This is a genomic window from Duncaniella freteri (assembly GCF_004766125.1).
Lineage (GTDB): Bacteria > Bacteroidota > Bacteroidia > Bacteroidales > Muribaculaceae > Duncaniella > Duncaniella freteri.
Genome location: NZ_SJSA01000001.1, coordinates 936397 through 951743, shown reverse-complemented (window position 1 = coordinate 951743; position 15347 = coordinate 936397). Strand labels below are relative to the sequence as shown.

Here is a 15347-nt window from a genome sequence, read left to right as displayed (position 1 = left end):
CGCATACCGTACATCCTTAGTCCATGCGCAATATTTTCGACATAGACCGATTGCTTGACGAGTATACAACCTATCTTCTTCTCGAAAAGGGGCTGTCCGACAACACTCGCGAAGGATACAGGCGGGATGTTGCCAGGATGCTTTCGTGGCTTGCCGGCGAGGCAAAGCCGCTTCGGGAAGTGACTCTCGACACTTTGAGGCTATATCTCGGCGATTTGCATGATGTAGGTATCGCTGTGAGGTCGCAGGCGAGGATTGTCGCGTCGTTAAGATCGTTTTTCGGATTCCTTTCAATGGAGGATTATCTTCCTGCCAATCCGGCGGAGCTGCTTGAGACGCCTCGTCTCGGGCTTCATCTGCCAGAGGTGCTGACTTTAGGGGAGATCGACAGCATGATAGCTTCGATCGATTACTCCAAAGAGGAGTGTCAGCGCGACAGGGCAATGATGGAAGTGCTCTATGGGTGCGGGCTCCGTGTGAGTGAACTGATTGGTCTTGAGATATCGCGGACTTATCTTGACGACGGTTTCCTCATAGTGCGAGGAAAGGGTAACAAGGAGAGGATGGTACCCATGTCGGAGACTTCGATAGAGGAGATAAAGGGCTGGCTCGCCGACCGTGAGCGTATGAAAGTGAAGCCGGGCGACGAGAATATACTGTTTCTTAACCGGCGTGGAGGCAGGCTCACTCGGCAGCGGGCATTTCAGATAGTCAAGGGGCTTGCTGAGGCGGCAGGTGTGCGCAAAACCATCTCGCCTCATACATTGCGCCATTCATTTGCCACTCATCTGCTCGAAGGAGGGGCCAACCTGCGTGCCATACAGCAGATGCTCGGGCATGAGTCGATAGCGACCACCCAGATCTACATCCATCTTGATGCCTCCACTCTCCGTTCGGATATCCTTGCTTACCACCCCCGCAATTCAAAGGGGAATGGTGGATAAGGTTGTCACTTCTCTGCTTGCAGTGCAGGAAAATGCCTGTTTTTAGGTGATGCGGAAATAAAATTCATATGTGTCGCAACATCCGCAACACTCCGTGCTTGGCGAATGGCATCGTGAGGTGCTATATTTGCAGTTCGATCGTTAAAAAACTATATTATTATGAGATTGAATCCCACAAAAGTGATTGCGGCGTTTGCCGTATCACTGTTAGCGGTGCCTGTATGCGCCACGGCCCAGGATGTTGCAGTCAGGTCAGTTGATGCAGTTGAGACAAAAGAATTCACCCCTCATTGGTTCATGCAGATTCAGGCAGGAGGTGCATATACCATCGGCGAGACCAATACATTCAAGGACCTTGTGTCACCTGCGGCTGCTGTGTCGGTAGGGTATAAGTTCAATCCTCTGCTCGGACTAAGGGTAGGGGCAAGCGGATGGCAGGCGCGCGGTATATGGGTGGCTCCACGTGAGGACTACAAGTTCAATTATATGCAGGGCAATGTCGATCTCATGCTGTCGCTCACTAATGCATTCTGTGGCTATAATCCGTCGCGTGTGCTTGATGTGTATATGTTTGCAGGAGCAGGTGGTGCTCTCGGCTTCCGTAATAATGAGGCTGTCGATCTTGCTTCCCGCGGATATGATCTTGAGAAGCTTTGGACCGGCAAGAAATTTTTCCCTGCGGGGCGTGCCGGTATCGGCATGGATATGAACGTCAGCCGTAGGGTGGCTGTCAATCTTGAACTCAATGCCAATATGCTTCCCGATAAGTTCAACTCAAAGAAAGGAAGTGTATTTGACTGGCAGTTCAATGCTCTCGTTGGTGTGACATTTAAGTTCGGACCATCGTCTAAGAAAAAAGAAGTGGTTGTGGTGGAAGAGGTTGTGGAAGTACAGCCCGAACCGGCTCCCGCGCCTGTTGTGGTTCCGGAGCCTGTAGCCCCTGCACCACAGCAGCCTGTGGCAGAGACTAAGCCGGCAGAGATGAAGCAGGATGTGTTCTTCCGTATCAACTCCTCAAGTGTGCGTCCGGCCGAGCAGTCAAAGATAGAGGCTCTTGCCGGATATATGAAGAAGTATCCTGAGGCTAAGGTTACAGTGACAGGATATGCCGACAAGGCAACCGGCTCAGCACGTTACAACATGTCCATCTCGCTTAAGAGAGCTCAGGCTGTGGCTGATGCGTTGGTTGAGGCAGGTGTCGCTTCCGAACGTATCACAGTTGACGCGAAAGGTGACACCGAGCAGCCTTTTGACGGAATCGAGAAGAATCGTGTAGCGATTGCGGTTGCAAATTGAAACGTGTAAAAATAAGTGTGGTGCGGACGGGATCATATTTCTGTCCGCACATTTTTGATAAAAACTGATGAAAAAGGGAGTGGCAGTCGGGAATTAATTCAGTGACAGATTGAAATATTTTGGCGAAATTTTTGAAAATCAAAAGTTTTTCAATAACTTTGCACAGTTTTTTCAACCGATATTGTCGTGGGAAAGTTATCAGCATTCAGCGTCCCGCTCAAGACTATGCCTGAGGGCACGCATGAATTTGCCTATCATCTCGATAAGCAATTCTTTGTCACAATGGAAAGTGCGGACGTCCGTGACGCCAATCTTGATGTCAGACTGACGGTGGTGTATAAGCATGATCTATACAATCTTGCATTCCATATCACCGGTACGGTCACTCTCCTTTGTGACCGCTGTCTGGACGATCTGGTGTTCCCGATCGATACTACCTACGATATCGCTGTGAAGTATGGCGAGGATTATGACGAGACAGATGAGCTCCTGATCATTCCGGAGGCTGACAATACTCTCAATGTCTCATATATGATCTACGATACAGCTTCGCTTGCCATCCCCCTGAAGCATGTCCATCCTATGGGCAAGTGCAACAGGGCTATGAGTGCTCTTCTGCGCAAGCACCGTGCCGTAAAGGACGATGAGGATGCCGCGCTCGCCGAGACTCTCATTGACGAGATGGAGACGATGGATGTCGACAGTGTGGACGAGGCTCCCTCTTCATCCGGTGCTACAGATCCTCGTTGGGACGGATTGAAAAAGCTCTCGGGTATCGATTCCGATTCAGAGTAACGGACAATATAAAATTAAGTAATAGTAACAAAAAAATATAAATAAAATAAGTCATGGCACATCCTAAACGCAAGCAATCAAAGACCCGTACCGCAAAGCGTCGTACTCACGACAAGGCTGTAGTCCCCACCCTGGCACTCTGCCCCAACTGCGGCTCATGGCATCTCTATCACACCGTATGCGGTGAGTGCGGTTACTACCGCGGACGCATCGCCATCGAAAAGACCGCAGCTGTCTAAGACATGCTTAATTCGCTTCAATAGCGGACTAAAAGAAAAGAGCCTGGTGCCTCAAGCGGTATTCAGGCTTAGTTTTATTTAACCACTCTCTCATTCATATACAATTTCTCCAATGGTACACGCACGTATATCCGGCATTGCCTCTTACGCTCCTGACGACATTCTCGACAATGAGATGCTCTCGAAGATGGTTGACACCAACGATGAGTGGATCACCACACGCGTAGGAATCAAAGAACGCCGCATACTCAAAGACCCATCGAAGGGGTCGTCCTTCATGGGCATAAAATGTGTGGAACGATTGCTTGAATCCACCGGCACCAAGCCCGAGGAAGTGGATCTGCTCATCTGCGCCACCACCAATCCTGACTACCGTTTCCCCTCTACAGGCTCGATAATAGCTCACCAGTGCGGGCTTAAGAACGCATATTCATATGATCTTCAGGCAGCCTGTGCCGGCTTCCTTGTGGCTCTTCAGGACGGTTCTGCATATATCCGCTCAGGCCTCCGCAAGAAGGTGATAGTGGTTTCTGCCGAGAAGATGTCGTCAATGACCAACTATACCGACCGTGCCACCTGCCCTCTGTTCGGTGACGGAGCGGGAGCAATGCTCCTTGAGCCTACCGAAGAGAATGTGGGTATCATCGACGGTGTTTTCCACATCGACGGCGAGGGTCTTGAGCATCTGTGGATGCCTGCTGGCGGTTCGGCTCTCCCTGCGTCACACGAGACTGTCGACGCTCAGCAGCATTATGTGATCCAGGATGGCCGCAATGTTTACAAGAATGCCGTGACCGACATGCTTGAGTCATCACAGGAGGTTATGGAGCGCAATAACCTCACATGTGAGAACATCGACTGGTTCTGCTCGCATCAGGCTAACCTCCGCATCATTGAGGCTGTAGGTGCCCGCCTCGGCATTGATCCTGCCAAGGTGCTCGTGAACATCGAGAAGTATGGCAACACATCGGCTGCCTCAATACCCTTGTGTCTTGATGAGTACAAGGACAAGCTTAAGAAGGGTGACAAACTCATTCTCACAGCTTTCGGAGCAGGCTTCACATGGGGTGCGATGTACATAATCTGGGGCTGATAAGCAGCTTTGAAAGACTTGCCGACCGTATGGTCAGAAAATAATTCACGAAAATAGCATCTTTTAGGGTGCTATTTTTGTTTTACATACAGTCATTAATCCAACAATAGTATACAATATGGAACATAAAGCCGGATTTGTCAATATCGTCGGGAATCCTAATGTGGGTAAGTCGACACTGATGAACTTGCTGGTAGGTGAGCGCGTAAGCATAATCACCTCCAAGGCGCAGACTACTCGTCACCGCATCATGGGGATTGTCAACACTCCCGAGTATCAGATAGTATTCTCCGACACTCCCGGTGTGCTGGAGCCGAAATATAAGCTACAGGAGAGCATGCTCAATTTCAGTGAAGGTGCGCTCGTCGATGCTGACATTCTCATCTATGTGACCGATGTGGTGGAAGATCCGTCGAAGAATGCCGATTTCCTTGCCAAAGTCGCCAAGGAGAGTATTCCGGTGCTTGTGGTGATCAACAAGATTGATCTTGTGAAAGAGCAGTCCCAGCTCGAAGAGCTCACGCAGCGTTGGCACACCATGCTCCCCAAGGCAGAGTTGTTCCCTGTGTCGGCAAAGGAGAATTTCAATGTGTCGAATCTCATGAACAGAATTGTGGAGCTTCTTCCGGATTCTCCGCCGTTCTTTGGCAAGGATGCGCTTACTGACAAGCCTGCACGATTCTTTGTCACAGAGATAATCCGAGAGAAGATACTGCTGCTATATGATAAGGAGATCCCTTACTCAGTAGAGGTGATTGTAGAGAAGTTCGAGGAGAAGGAGAATTCCATCCATATTATGGCAGTGATCTATGTGGAGCGTGATTCGCAGAAAGGTATCATCATAGGCCATAAGGGTGCGATGATCAAAAAAGTGGGTATGGAAGCCCGTAAAGATATTGAGAAGTTCTTCGGGAAGAGTGTCTATCTTGAGCTTTTTGTGAAAGTGGAGTCGAATTGGCGAAACCGTGAGAACAAGCTCAAGTCGTTCGGCTATATCGAGTAGTATAAAGACTGGAGACCATTTTACCAAAAGAGGCATAGAGCTTATTCAGTTAGCTCTATGCCTTTTCTTGTAGCCGGATGCATGACTATTGTCTGTGGTCCCCTTTGGGCGGAATATAAAACGACCCGGCTGAGTTTGATTCTCAGTCGGGTCGTTTGTTGTTATGGCTTAAGCCGTTTGTGCGGTGTGGTTAGGCAGCAGTCTTTGATCTGCCTGTATTGCGGCGGGCATCGGTAAGGTAGGCAACAGGAGCAGCCACAAACATTGTGGCGAGTGTGCCGATCACTACACCGAATATCATCGCAAATACAAATGAGCGGATAGAGTCACCACCGAGGATGAAGATGCACAGGAGCACGAGAAGAGTGGAACCTGAGGTCATCACGGTACGTCCGAGGGTGGAGTTGATGGATGAGTTGATGGTGTCGAAGAATGACTGTTTGGGGTAGAGACCTACGTTTTCACGTACACGGTCGAACACTACCACGGTGTCATTGATCTGGTAACCTATCACAGTAAGGATTGCTGCGATAAACGACTGGTCAATCTCCATGGCGAATGGGAACACGCCCCAGAACATCGAGTAGAAACCTACGATAGTGAATGCGGTGAATGCCACAGCAGCAAGTGCGCCTACAGAGAATGCCACGTTGCGGAAACGGAGCAGGATGTAGAAGAACATTGCTATGAGTGCGAGGATCACGGCTATGTAAGCGTCGGTGCGCATGTCGTTAGCCACGGTAGGACCTACCTTCTGTGACGACATTATACCGATGTTCTCATTGGTTGTGGAGAAGTCCTCCATGCTCATGCCGTTGAGCTCGTCCTGAAGACCGTCATAAAGGATCTTGGTGATCTCCTGGTCAACGCCTTCTTCCTCTGAGTCGATCTTGTAGTTGGTGGAGATACGTACCTTGGTGTCATCGTCAATGGTGATAACGCTGAGCTGGGCTCCGCCGAATAGCGGGGTGAGCTTGGCGTCGAGCTCGTGGGTCTTGACAGGATGGTCGAACTGTACTACATAGTTGCGTCCGCCAGAGAAGTCGATACCCTGGTTAAGACCGCGTACGAAGAGGCTGATTACGATAACTGCCACAAAGATGCCTACAGCTATGAAGCTTGTCTTGCGTGCACCGAGGAAGTTGTAACGAGTGCCTGTGAACATCTTGCTGCTGAGCGGTGTGGAGAATGTGAGGTTCTCGAAAGCCTTGCTCTTGGCGCAGAGGATGTAGATGAGGCGGGTCAGATATACGGCAGTGAAGAATGAGCAGATGATACCGATGATGAGGGTGGTGGCGAAGCCCTTGATGGGACCTGTACCGAAGAGAAGGAGGATCACACCGGTGATGATCGAAGTGAGGTTGGAGTCGAAGATGGCTGAGAATGCGTTGGCATAGCCGTCGGCGATGGCGGTGCGTACATTCTTGCCTGCGCGAAGTTCTTCTTTGGCACGCTCGTATATGAGCACGTTGGCGTCAACAGCCATACCGAGTGCGAGCACGATACCGGCGATACCGGAAAGGGTGAGCACTGCCTGGAATGAGGCGAGGATACCGAAAGTGAAGAAGATGTTGAATACAAGTGCGAGGTTGGCGATAAGGCCGGGGATAAGACCGTAGAACAGGCACATGAACACCATGAGGAGCACAAGTGCGATGACAAACGACCAGAGACCGTCCTTGATGGCCTGTTCGCCGAGCGAGGGACCGATTACAGTGTCGGAGATGATGTCGACTTTGGCAGCCATTTTACCTGACTTGAGCACGTTGGAAAGGTCCTTTGCCTCATCGGTGGTGAAGTTGCCGGTGATTGACGAGCGTCCGCCCTCGATCACTGACTTGATGTTTGGTGCCGAGTATACCTGGTCGTCAAGAACTATGGCTACAGGCTTGCCGAGGTTGGCCGCTGTGATGCGTGCCCACTGGCGTGCTGCTTCGGGCTTCATGTCCATTGTGACATAGTTGCCGCCTTGCATCGCATCATAGTCGTTGGATGCTGAGGTTATCACATCGCCAGCAAGTGCCGGGCGGCCATTGGTGGTGCGGAGTGCAACGAGCTGGTAGATGGCGAGGTTGCGCTTGCCACGTATGGAATCGTTGATCTGCATTACCTCGGGCTTGAATTCCCAGGCGAGCTTGAGGTTATTGGGGAGGATGCGCTTGGCTGTGGCTGACGCGAGGATTGTGTTGATGGTGTCGCGTGCAGTCTCGGAAGCAGATCCTACACCTATAGGGTTATAGGGGCTGCCTACCTGAATGAAGTAGTCGAAAAGACCCTTGCCATTACCGGTGGAGTCGGTGCGCAGCGCATTGTCGAGCTGAGAGAGAACACCCTGGATTTCGTTGAATGTGGTGGTCTCATAGAACTCAAGGTTGGCACTTGACTTCAGGAGCTCGCGTACACGGTCGTGCTCTTTCACTCCAGGGAGCTCAAGGAGAATCTGACCGTCCTTTTCAAGTTCCTGAATGTTGGGTGCTACTACGCCGAACTGGTCGATACGTGTGCGGAGCACGTTGGTGGAGCTTGACACACGGTCCTTTACCTCCTGCTTTAGCGCGCTCTTGACTGCATCGAAGTTGTCGCCGCGCTTCACCTGGTCCTTGAACACTACAGAGAGGTCGCCTTGAGGATCGAGCTTACGGTATTCAGCGCAGAAGATGTCGATGTAGTCGGCACTCTTGTTGACGCGTGCCACTGAGTCGGCGTTGGCGATAGCGTTATTGAAGTAGGGGTTCCCTTCGGCATTTGCCATTGAGCGGAGGATGTCAGGAACGGAAACCTGGAGAGTAACGTTCATTCCACCCTTGAGGTCGAGACCGAGCCCTACGGCGAGTTTCTGTACTTCGTTAAAAGTGTAGCCGAGATAAACCTTTTCGTTAGCGATGTTCTTGATGTACTCGCTGTAGGCTTTACGTTTAGTTTCCGGAGAGTTGTTGTCCTTGGCTGCCTCGGTGGCTGCATACTCCTGAGCCTTGTCTTCCCAGTGGTTGGTTACCACGGTGAAAGAAAGGTAGAAGAGGCAGATGATCACCATGAAGATGGCTATGACACCGGCAACAATACTTCCCAAAGATCCTTTGCTTTGCATTGTGTTAAAGTGATGTATTAAAGTGAATTAAGGGGTTTGATTATGCAAATGTGAAATGGCAGGGCACACTGTACCCTACCTGATTTGAGGTGCAAATATACTAAAAATCTTGCAGTCGAGCAATATATTTGCCTATAATGTCAAATTCTATGTTGACTTTTGTTCCCGGAATGATGTTCTTGAAGTTAGTATGCTCAAGTGTGTAGGGTATTATCGCCACACGGAATGATGTAGGAGTGGAGTCGCATACGGTGAGGCTTACGCCGTTGACTGTCACAGAACCTTTTTCAACAGTCATGTATCCTTTACGAGCCATCTCGGGGGATACATCGTAGGTGAATTTGAAGTATTTGCTCCCTTCCACTTCCTCTACCTCTTCGCATACAGCGGTGGTGTCGACGTGGCCCTGGACTATGTGGCCGTCGAGGCGTCCGTTCATTAGCATGGAGCGTTCGAGGTTCACTTCGTCACCGGGGCTCAACAGTCCTAAGTTGCTGCGGTCAAGTGTCTCTCGGATGGCAGTGACAGTGTATGTGCCGTTGCCGGGAAGAGCTACTACAGTTAGGCACACTCCGTTGTGTGCGACGCTCTGGTCGATGCGGAGTTCGGATGCGAACGAGCATTCGACTGTGAGATCTATGTTGCCGTCGCGATTGACAACGTCGACTACGCGGGCGGGTTCTTCAACTATTCCTGAAAACATGGATTAAATAGGGGTTATGTGTTTGTGTGTGGGTTAACGGCAGTCGCTGGACTGTCTTTTTAACCGTTTTTAGTTATCAATTGCTGATATTAAATTTGTTATATGATTACACCGCAAAATTACTAAAAAATGCCGTATATTTGCAATTATGAAGAAAAGTATGATTTACACCCGTACAGGTGACCGCGGGACCACTTCGCTTGTCGGTGGTGAACGTGTCGCCAAGAATTCGCCACGAGTGTCGGCTTACGGCACTGTGGATGAACTTAATGCATACATCGGTCTGCTACAGTCGTATGTGAAGAACGTAAATGGGGCAGAGGTGGATTCAGCATTGCTCCTGAAGGTGAATGGGGTGATGTTCTGCATAGGTGCCTATCTTGCAACTCCTTCTCCTTCAGCCGCTCCTGACGAGCCTGCACCTGAAGGGGCAAGGAGCCCGAAAGTGAGTGACGAGGATATCGAGGAACTTGAAGCCGCTATAGACCGCCTGGATGCCTCGGTGCCCCCACAGAGGACCTTTATACTTCCTGGAGGGTCTGTTGCGGCGAGCCATGCTCATGTGGCTCGGACCGTGTGCCGCCGTGCGGAACGTAGGGTGCTTGACCTCGCTGATACCGGGAGCTATGTGCATCCGGCTGTGACCAGGTATCTCAACCGTCTGAGTGATTACCTTTTTATACTCGCCCGAAGTCTCAATCATCTTGCCGGAATTCAGGATATTCCGTGGGAGGGGCTTTAGATGACGGTATTAATAATTAAAATGAGTCAGCATGATGTGCGTTGGTGCCATGCTGACTCATTTGTTACGTATATCAGGCTGATTTGAGCGAAAGGATGAATGATGTGCCTTTGGTTACCTCGGGGTCGAGTGACAGTGAGCCTCCCATCTTTTCGGCACGCAGTGCGCATATCGGGAGCCCGAGGCGGTCTCCCTCGTTGATGTCGTGAGCTGAGTTGAATGCCTTGAATATACCGTCGCGCTCTCCGGCCGGGATGCCTGGACCGTTGTCAGTGACGACAAACTGATGGCTGTTGGCTCCGCGTTTGCGGTAGGCGAGGGTTATTCTGCCCCCTTCAGGGGTGAAGCGTGCCGCGTTGTCGAGAAGATGGCTCAGGATTCTCTTGACATCTTGGCGGTCCATCCTTATGAAGCCGCGTGTGCCGTCGAGATGCAGGGTGACACCTTTGCGTAGTTTTGGGCGTGTGTCACCGGCAAGTTCGTTGGCGAGTGATTCTATGTTGACCTCTTCAAGCCGTGAGGGATCGACGGCAGGGGAGGAGTCTACAGCCGAGAGCTCCTCTACTTTTCGGACATATCCTTTAAGCGTTTGTACGGCAGGGTCCTCGGGATTGAGCCGGTCGAGAGCTGGTTCCATTGTCGACGACATGTTCTGGAGCATAGCACTCTTGGCTGCGCTGCGCATGTCCGCTTCTTCTTTCATGAGCCGTATGTGGCGGTTTTTGACACGTATCCTTTGGTAGAGGATTGCTCCCAGTGCGAGGGCGGCGACAGCTATGACAAACAGAGTGATGAACACTATCATCAGACTTGTACGCGAATTTATGGTACTCTGTTTCTTTGCCACTTCAGCTTCGCTCTGTGCCATTTCATGTTTCACTTTGCCGAGTTCTGTGTCGGCGTTTATTGCCTCAATGGAATCGCTCCATCGGATGTAGCTTTCATAGGTATGCCCTACGAGTCGTGCATCGTTTGACGACACAGCCCGGCTGATGAGTTTCTGGTAGGCAGTGTCGGCGGCCTTGTAGTCATTGTCAGTCTCATACTGCTTTATCAGGCGGGCTATGCAGCGGTCGCCAAGCTGGGTGCGTCCTGTGGCGTAATAGAATTGCGCTTCCGTAAACAGCATGTCGTTGGTGATGGCAGGTGTGTTGCTTTCCTTTGCATATGTCGACATCTTTTTGAGCCATGCTTCCGCTTGGCTGTTGTTGCCCATACGGCGGTATAGGGAGTAGCGTGTGCGCGCGTTGTAGTAATAAGGTTGAGGGAGCGAGTCAGATGAGACCCCGCGTTCAGTCATAATTTTGTCGAGGCCCGAGATGAGTTTGAAGGCTCCGTCGTAGTTCTTCGCATCGGCACATATCCTTGCAGCCTGGGCCACCGACTTTGCAGCCGGGAGATACTGGCGTGAAGCCACTTGCTGATTGTAGGACTTTATGAATCGGCTGAAGTCGGCTTGCGAGTCAGCCATCGCCATAATCGTGGCGAGGGTCATTGTGATGACCGCGCATATTAGTCGTCTCATAATAGAAATAGGTGTTAAACGTGTATTTTACGGATTAACATCTATGTGCCCCAAAAAGTTAGCTGTAGGATGTGTTAAAATTAAGGAGTGGATTTCATAGGATTGCGTTGAGGAAAGTTAAAGCATGAACCCATTGGACCGGGATGGAGTTTTAAAAGTAAAGTTTCAAATATTTTCATTATGAGAAGGCTCCTGTATATCCTGATTGCATCTCTATTCACTTTCGCGGGGGCGAAGGCTCAGGGGATAGATGTCGACTCGGTCCTCGCCGACTCTGTCGGGGCGGAGATGGAATTGGCAGAACCGTATGCTGAGATGGTATATCCGATTTCGGTTGACTCCATGATGTCGGACAGTATTATAGCCTTGCCGATGAGCCATATCCCTGCTGTATCGGACAGCAGATCGATATACTGTCACCCATACTCTATGACTTTCAATATTCCTGACTGGAAAAGGATGTGGACCAATACCGCAGTTCTTGGCGGGGCTTATGTGGGGACATTGCTTGTGCTTCAGTGCCTGCCTGCCGACGCTACTTCGTGGAACAGGGCGGAGATAACCGAGGTGCCGATGTTCAAGCGTTGGTATCGTAATGTGTTCAAGCTCGGTCCTGACTGGGACCATGACAACCCTATATTCAACTATGTGTTGCATCCATATGCCGGAGCCGTGTACTTTATGTCGGCGAGGTCGTGCGGATTCAATTTCTGGCGATCAATGCTCTATAGCGCATGTGTCTCTACTATTGGATGGGAATTCGGAATTGAGGCGTTTATGGAGCGTCCGTCGATTCAGGATATCTTCATCACTCCGCTTATAGGAAGTGCTATAGGTGAGGTGTTCTATAAGACCAAACGCAGTATAGTTGCCAACGATTACAGTCTTTTGGGCTCACCCATTATAGGGAATGTTGCCGTATTCCTTCTTGACCCTGTAAATGAGGTGATTGATATATTCCGCGGCCGTAACACACGTTGCCCCAAGCTTACCAGGGACGGTGAACTGACCTATGAGACCAAAGAGACTGGTATTGAAAGCTATATTTCACCTATGATTACCGACTCTTATAAGGGGTTCAGCCTGACTGTGAAATTCTGAGGCGTTATTTGCGGATTATCTTGGATACCGGAACAGGTATATTGCGGTCGGACAGGTAGTTGTATGGTGCAGGGTGATAGTGAGCCGAGGCGAGCGATAATGAGTCGATTCTGTGACGAGTGTTTATTCCCGCTATGTGGAGTGTGGTGTGAAACACTGAAAGGGAGGTTATTACCTGTTTCTCGGAATGGCTGAGAAGTTCGCTGTGAATGTCGGGGTAGCGTTCGCGGTACTCGTCGGAAAGCCATATCATCATTGGCACATGCAGCTCGTAGATTGATGGGCGGGGAGAGGCGTGGAGGAACAGTCCGCGCTCGTCATCGAAGATGTTTTCGCCATGGTCGGATGCATAGATAAGTCCTGATTCTGTCCTCGACTCTTTTAGCTCAGTTATGAGAGTGTGCAGGAAACGGTCGGTGTAGAGTATGGAGTTGTCGTAGGCGTTTATGAGGCTGCAACGGTTGTCGGGAGTAGCTTCCGAAGCCTCATCGGGCAGGAATTCAGCAATGTCGTGCGGATAGCGTTCCCGGTACTTGAAGTGGGAGCCGTAGGTGTGGAGCACTATGAATTCGCGCATGTGTCCGCCATCGAGAATCTTTTTCACTAAGCCGGTCATGTCGCCGTCGGGAACGTTGGCACTCTCGGGAAGTTCTTCCTTCAGGAACTCCCAGGAGTCGGCTTCCTTACCGAAAAAGTCTATGAAGGAATGGTTGGGACGCTGATTGGATATGAAAGTGGTATGGAATCCCGCCTCCTTGAATGCTGTTATGATGCCTTTTTCGCGGTATATGCGGTTGTAGTCCTCGGCTGATGCCGCTGACAGGAGCATCGGGACACTCTTATGTGTGGTGTTGGACTGGGTGAAGGCTTTTGGATAGGTGATGAGCCCCTCGGTGGATGATAGAAGGGGGGTGGTGTCGCGACTGTAGCCGAAGAGGCCGAAGTTGTCGGCTCGGGCAGTCTCTCCGATCACGAGTATGTACACTTCGCGACAGCTGTCGGGGTGTGTGGTACGTGCATCATAGATGAATCCGGCTGATGTGTCGGCATATCGTGCAGTGCGGCATGTGCGTTCGACTGCCAGTCCGATATTGTAGCCGACATTGACAGGGTATAGATCATCGGAAGCCCGGTATTCTTCTGAGGAATAGCATCCTGCGAGAGATATAAGCCCGAGAGCCAGACCTGCCGTCCCCCATTGACGGAATCGGACGATGAATCTGTCGGCAAGGCGGTAACTCTTGTCGAATGCACCGCGAGTGGCAAAATAGAGGATAGGGAGGTAGATTACCGCGACCATGGCTACTGCCGGGATGAGGCTGCTGAGGAGTTCGGATACTTCGCCGGTGTTGGTGGTGAGCAGATTGAGGAACATGTCTACGGCGATAATTGATTCGCCGAACAGGTACAGCAACACGAGTTGGAACGCGGCAAGGAAGATGAATATGAACATCGCCCATACCATTTTGCCGGTGTTGCGCAGAAGAGTCATCAACAGGAGATATGCCGAGACAGGAAGTATGATATTGCACAATCTTGCCATCCACGACATCGGTTCGGTCACTGACAGGACTATGTTAGGAAGAGAGAGGGATATTACTGTGATGATGAGTAGGATGTGCGGAGGTATTAATCTCATTTTTAGAAAGCTTCGTTGATATTGAACATAAATCCGTTCTGCCCGCTCTTTCCGAATCCGATGTCAAATCTCACATTGACATCCTTCTTGAATTCCCACCGGAATCCGACCCCGGCGTTTGGGAGCATGCGGCGCATCTGTACCTGACTGAATTTGCTGAACACTGTGGCTGTGCCTCCCCATGCCACAATGCCGATGCGTCTCCACAGATGCTGGCGCAATTCCACCTGTGCCGCCATCATGTTCTTGTCGCGGTAACGCCCCTCATAGTATCCGCGCATGAAGTAGGAGCCTCCGACCTGTGCCATCATGTACCATGAGGGGTTGCCGATGTTGAATGTGGCACGGAGGTCGCCTGCGAGGGTTGCTCCGTTCCATAGCGGCCGGTAGCCGTCGAGCTGTAGCTCGGTGGTGGAGAATGCATACTTGTTGCCCATGAACCTGGGGCGGAATGACTGGCTGACTGATGCGTAGATGCCGCGGTGAGGATTGGTGAGCACGTCGCGCGAGTCGTAGGAAAGGGTGACTCCGATACCGGTGTTCAAGAGTGATGTGCGCATCCCCATAAGTAGGTCGGGACGTTCTATCTTGAATGCATGTATGTAGTCGAACATTACTTTAGGTCCGGCATATATGTTGGAGCCAAGATGAAATAGGAACGCACCGTTGATTTTCACTCCTGTACGCTTCATGTTCGATTCGTTGGCATCATTGTTTGCCATCTCATAGCCTATGCCCCAATAGTCGCTCGGATCTGCCAGGAATTCAGCTATGTATGTGATACGATAGGTATCCTCGGGTGCTATATGGGTGCCTCGGATACCTATGCTTGCGAATCCTTTGGTGCTGATTTTGCCGAAGAGTGATGCATTGGAAGGGGGCAAAATGGAGTCGGTGTCGGCGGTGCGGTACAAGCCCGAGGCCACGAGACCGATGCCGAGTCCCATGTCGGTGTTGTAGTACGGACCTCCGATGATGCTGAAGTCCATACCTTTGGTATCCTTGCCTTTGTTGGCGTTGCCGAAGTAATCGATAAACTTTTTGATGAAGCTTTTCCCTGATTTCCCCTCTGCCGGCGGGCACACGGTATCGGTGCTGACCGTTGCAGCACTGACCGGAACTGAGAGGAGCAGCAGGAGGGACAGGACGAGGCTGTGGTGCAGGCGTGAAATCATGATT

13 protein-coding genes are annotated in these 15347 nt (G+C 50.9%); 8 read left to right on the top strand and 5 right to left on the bottom strand.

Features of this window, described 5'->3' with window-relative positions; all coding sequences use genetic code 11:
* The first annotated feature begins 23 nt into the window (after positions 1 to 23).
* The 6 genes from EZ315_RS04110 (at position 24) to era (ending at position 5370) form a co-directional block, all read left to right on the top strand.
* The gene (locus tag EZ315_RS04110; protein WP_135470852.1) at positions 24 to 944 is read left to right on the top strand and encodes a site-specific tyrosine recombinase; all 921 of its coding nucleotides are present in this window, start codon (positions 24 to 26) and stop codon (positions 942 to 944) included.
* A 159-nt stretch (positions 945 to 1103) separates the two neighbouring features.
* Positions 1104 to 2240: an OmpA family protein gene (locus tag EZ315_RS04105; RefSeq protein ID WP_135470850.1), complete on the top strand. Its 1137-nt coding sequence runs from the start codon at positions 1104 to 1106 to the stop codon at positions 2238 to 2240.
* Positions 2241 to 2426: 186 nt separating this feature from the next.
* Complete coding sequence (locus EZ315_RS04100) at positions 2427 to 3035, top strand: YceD family protein (protein WP_135470848.1); 609 nt, start codon at positions 2427 to 2429, stop codon at positions 3033 to 3035.
* Positions 3036 to 3088: 53 nt separating this feature from the next.
* A complete protein-coding gene (gene rpmF / locus EZ315_RS04095; protein WP_107032267.1) occupies positions 3089 to 3274 on the top strand; it encodes a 50S ribosomal protein L32 in 186 nt (61 codons plus the stop codon).
* Positions 3275 to 3386: 112 nt separating this feature from the next.
* The gene (locus EZ315_RS04090) at positions 3387 to 4367 is read left to right on the top strand and encodes a beta-ketoacyl-ACP synthase III (RefSeq protein WP_135470847.1); all 981 of its coding nucleotides are present in this window, start codon (positions 3387 to 3389) and stop codon (positions 4365 to 4367) included.
* A 118-nt stretch (positions 4368 to 4485) separates the two neighbouring features.
* Positions 4486 to 5370, top strand: a complete 885-nt coding sequence (era, locus tag EZ315_RS04085; protein ID WP_135470845.1) for a GTPase Era — start codon at positions 4486 to 4488, stop codon at positions 5368 to 5370.
* A 190-nt stretch (positions 5371 to 5560) separates the two neighbouring features.
* Here era and secD read toward each other — a convergent pair whose 3' ends face one another.
* Complete coding sequence (gene secD / locus EZ315_RS04080; protein WP_135470844.1) at positions 5561 to 8458, bottom strand: protein translocase subunit SecD; 2898 nt, start codon at positions 8456 to 8458, stop codon at positions 5561 to 5563.
* A gap of 100 nt (positions 8459 to 8558) precedes the next feature.
* A complete protein-coding gene (locus EZ315_RS04075) occupies positions 8559 to 9161 on the bottom strand; it encodes a riboflavin synthase (RefSeq protein ID WP_135470842.1) in 603 nt (200 codons plus the stop codon).
* Between the two features lie 148 nt (positions 9162 to 9309).
* On the opposite strand from EZ315_RS04075, the gene EZ315_RS04070 reads away from it, so the two are divergent.
* Positions 9310 to 9903 carry a cob(I)yrinic acid a,c-diamide adenosyltransferase gene (locus EZ315_RS04070; RefSeq protein WP_135470840.1) on the top strand — a complete coding sequence of 198 codons (594 nt, stop codon included), beginning with the start codon at positions 9310 to 9312 and terminating at the stop codon, positions 9901 to 9903.
* 73 nt (positions 9904 to 9976) lie between these two features.
* Here the strand turns inward: EZ315_RS04070 and EZ315_RS04065 are convergent, their stop codons facing one another.
* Positions 9977 to 11428, bottom strand: a complete 1452-nt coding sequence (locus tag EZ315_RS04065; protein WP_135470838.1) for a sensor histidine kinase — start codon at positions 11426 to 11428, stop codon at positions 9977 to 9979.
* 180 nt (positions 11429 to 11608) lie between these two features.
* Here EZ315_RS04065 and EZ315_RS04060 point away from each other — a divergent pair, with 180 nt between their 5' ends.
* Complete coding sequence (locus tag EZ315_RS04060) at positions 11609 to 12529, top strand: DUF3943 domain-containing protein (protein ID WP_135470836.1); 921 nt, start codon at positions 11609 to 11611, stop codon at positions 12527 to 12529.
* A 4-nt stretch (positions 12530 to 12533) separates the two neighbouring features.
* Here the strand turns inward: EZ315_RS04060 and EZ315_RS04055 are convergent, their stop codons facing one another.
* Together EZ315_RS04055 and EZ315_RS04050 are read right to left on the bottom strand one after the other, a co-directional pair.
* Entirely contained in the window at positions 12534 to 14168 is a 1635-nt protein-coding gene (locus tag EZ315_RS04055; RefSeq protein WP_135470834.1) for a phosphoethanolamine transferase, read from the bottom strand.
* Between the two features lie 2 nt (positions 14169 to 14170).
* On the bottom strand, positions 14171 to 15343 hold the full coding sequence (locus tag EZ315_RS04050; RefSeq protein WP_135470832.1) for a BamA/TamA family outer membrane protein: 1173 nt from the start codon (positions 15341 to 15343) through the stop codon (positions 14171 to 14173).
* Positions 15344 to 15347: the final 4 nt, after the last annotated feature.

What these genes read in the sequence shown, in the direction of transcription:
- EZ315_RS04055 (WP_135470834.1), bottom strand. Translation starts at nt 14,168, where the DNA reads ATGAGATTAATACCTCCGCACATCCTACTCATCATCACAGTAATATCC.
- EZ315_RS04050 (WP_135470832.1), bottom strand. Translation starts at nt 15,343, where the DNA reads ATGATTTCACGCCTGCACCACAGCCTCGTCCTGTCCCTCCTGCTGCTC.
- rpmF (WP_107032267.1), top strand. Translation starts at nt 3,089, where the DNA reads ATGGCACATCCTAAACGCAAGCAATCAAAGACCCGTACCGCAAAGCGT.
- EZ315_RS04060 (WP_135470836.1), top strand. Translation starts at nt 11,609, where the DNA reads ATGAGAAGGCTCCTGTATATCCTGATTGCATCTCTATTCACTTTCGCG.
- era (WP_135470845.1), top strand. Translation starts at nt 4,486, where the DNA reads ATGGAACATAAAGCCGGATTTGTCAATATCGTCGGGAATCCTAATGTG.
- EZ315_RS04110 (WP_135470852.1), top strand. Translation starts at nt 24, where the DNA reads ATGCGCAATATTTTCGACATAGACCGATTGCTTGACGAGTATACAACC.
- EZ315_RS04065 (WP_135470838.1), bottom strand. Translation starts at nt 11,428, where the DNA reads ATGAGACGACTAATATGCGCGGTCATCACAATGACCCTCGCCACGATT.
- EZ315_RS04105 (WP_135470850.1), top strand. Translation starts at nt 1,104, where the DNA reads ATGAGATTGAATCCCACAAAAGTGATTGCGGCGTTTGCCGTATCACTG.
- EZ315_RS04070 (WP_135470840.1), top strand. Translation starts at nt 9,310, where the DNA reads ATGAAGAAAAGTATGATTTACACCCGTACAGGTGACCGCGGGACCACT.
- EZ315_RS04090 (WP_135470847.1), top strand. Translation starts at nt 3,387, where the DNA reads ATGGTACACGCACGTATATCCGGCATTGCCTCTTACGCTCCTGACGAC.
- EZ315_RS04075 (WP_135470842.1), bottom strand. Translation starts at nt 9,161, where the DNA reads ATGTTTTCAGGAATAGTTGAAGAACCCGCCCGCGTAGTCGACGTTGTC.
- secD (WP_135470844.1), bottom strand. Translation starts at nt 8,458, where the DNA reads ATGCAAAGCAAAGGATCTTTGGGAAGTATTGTTGCCGGTGTCATAGCC.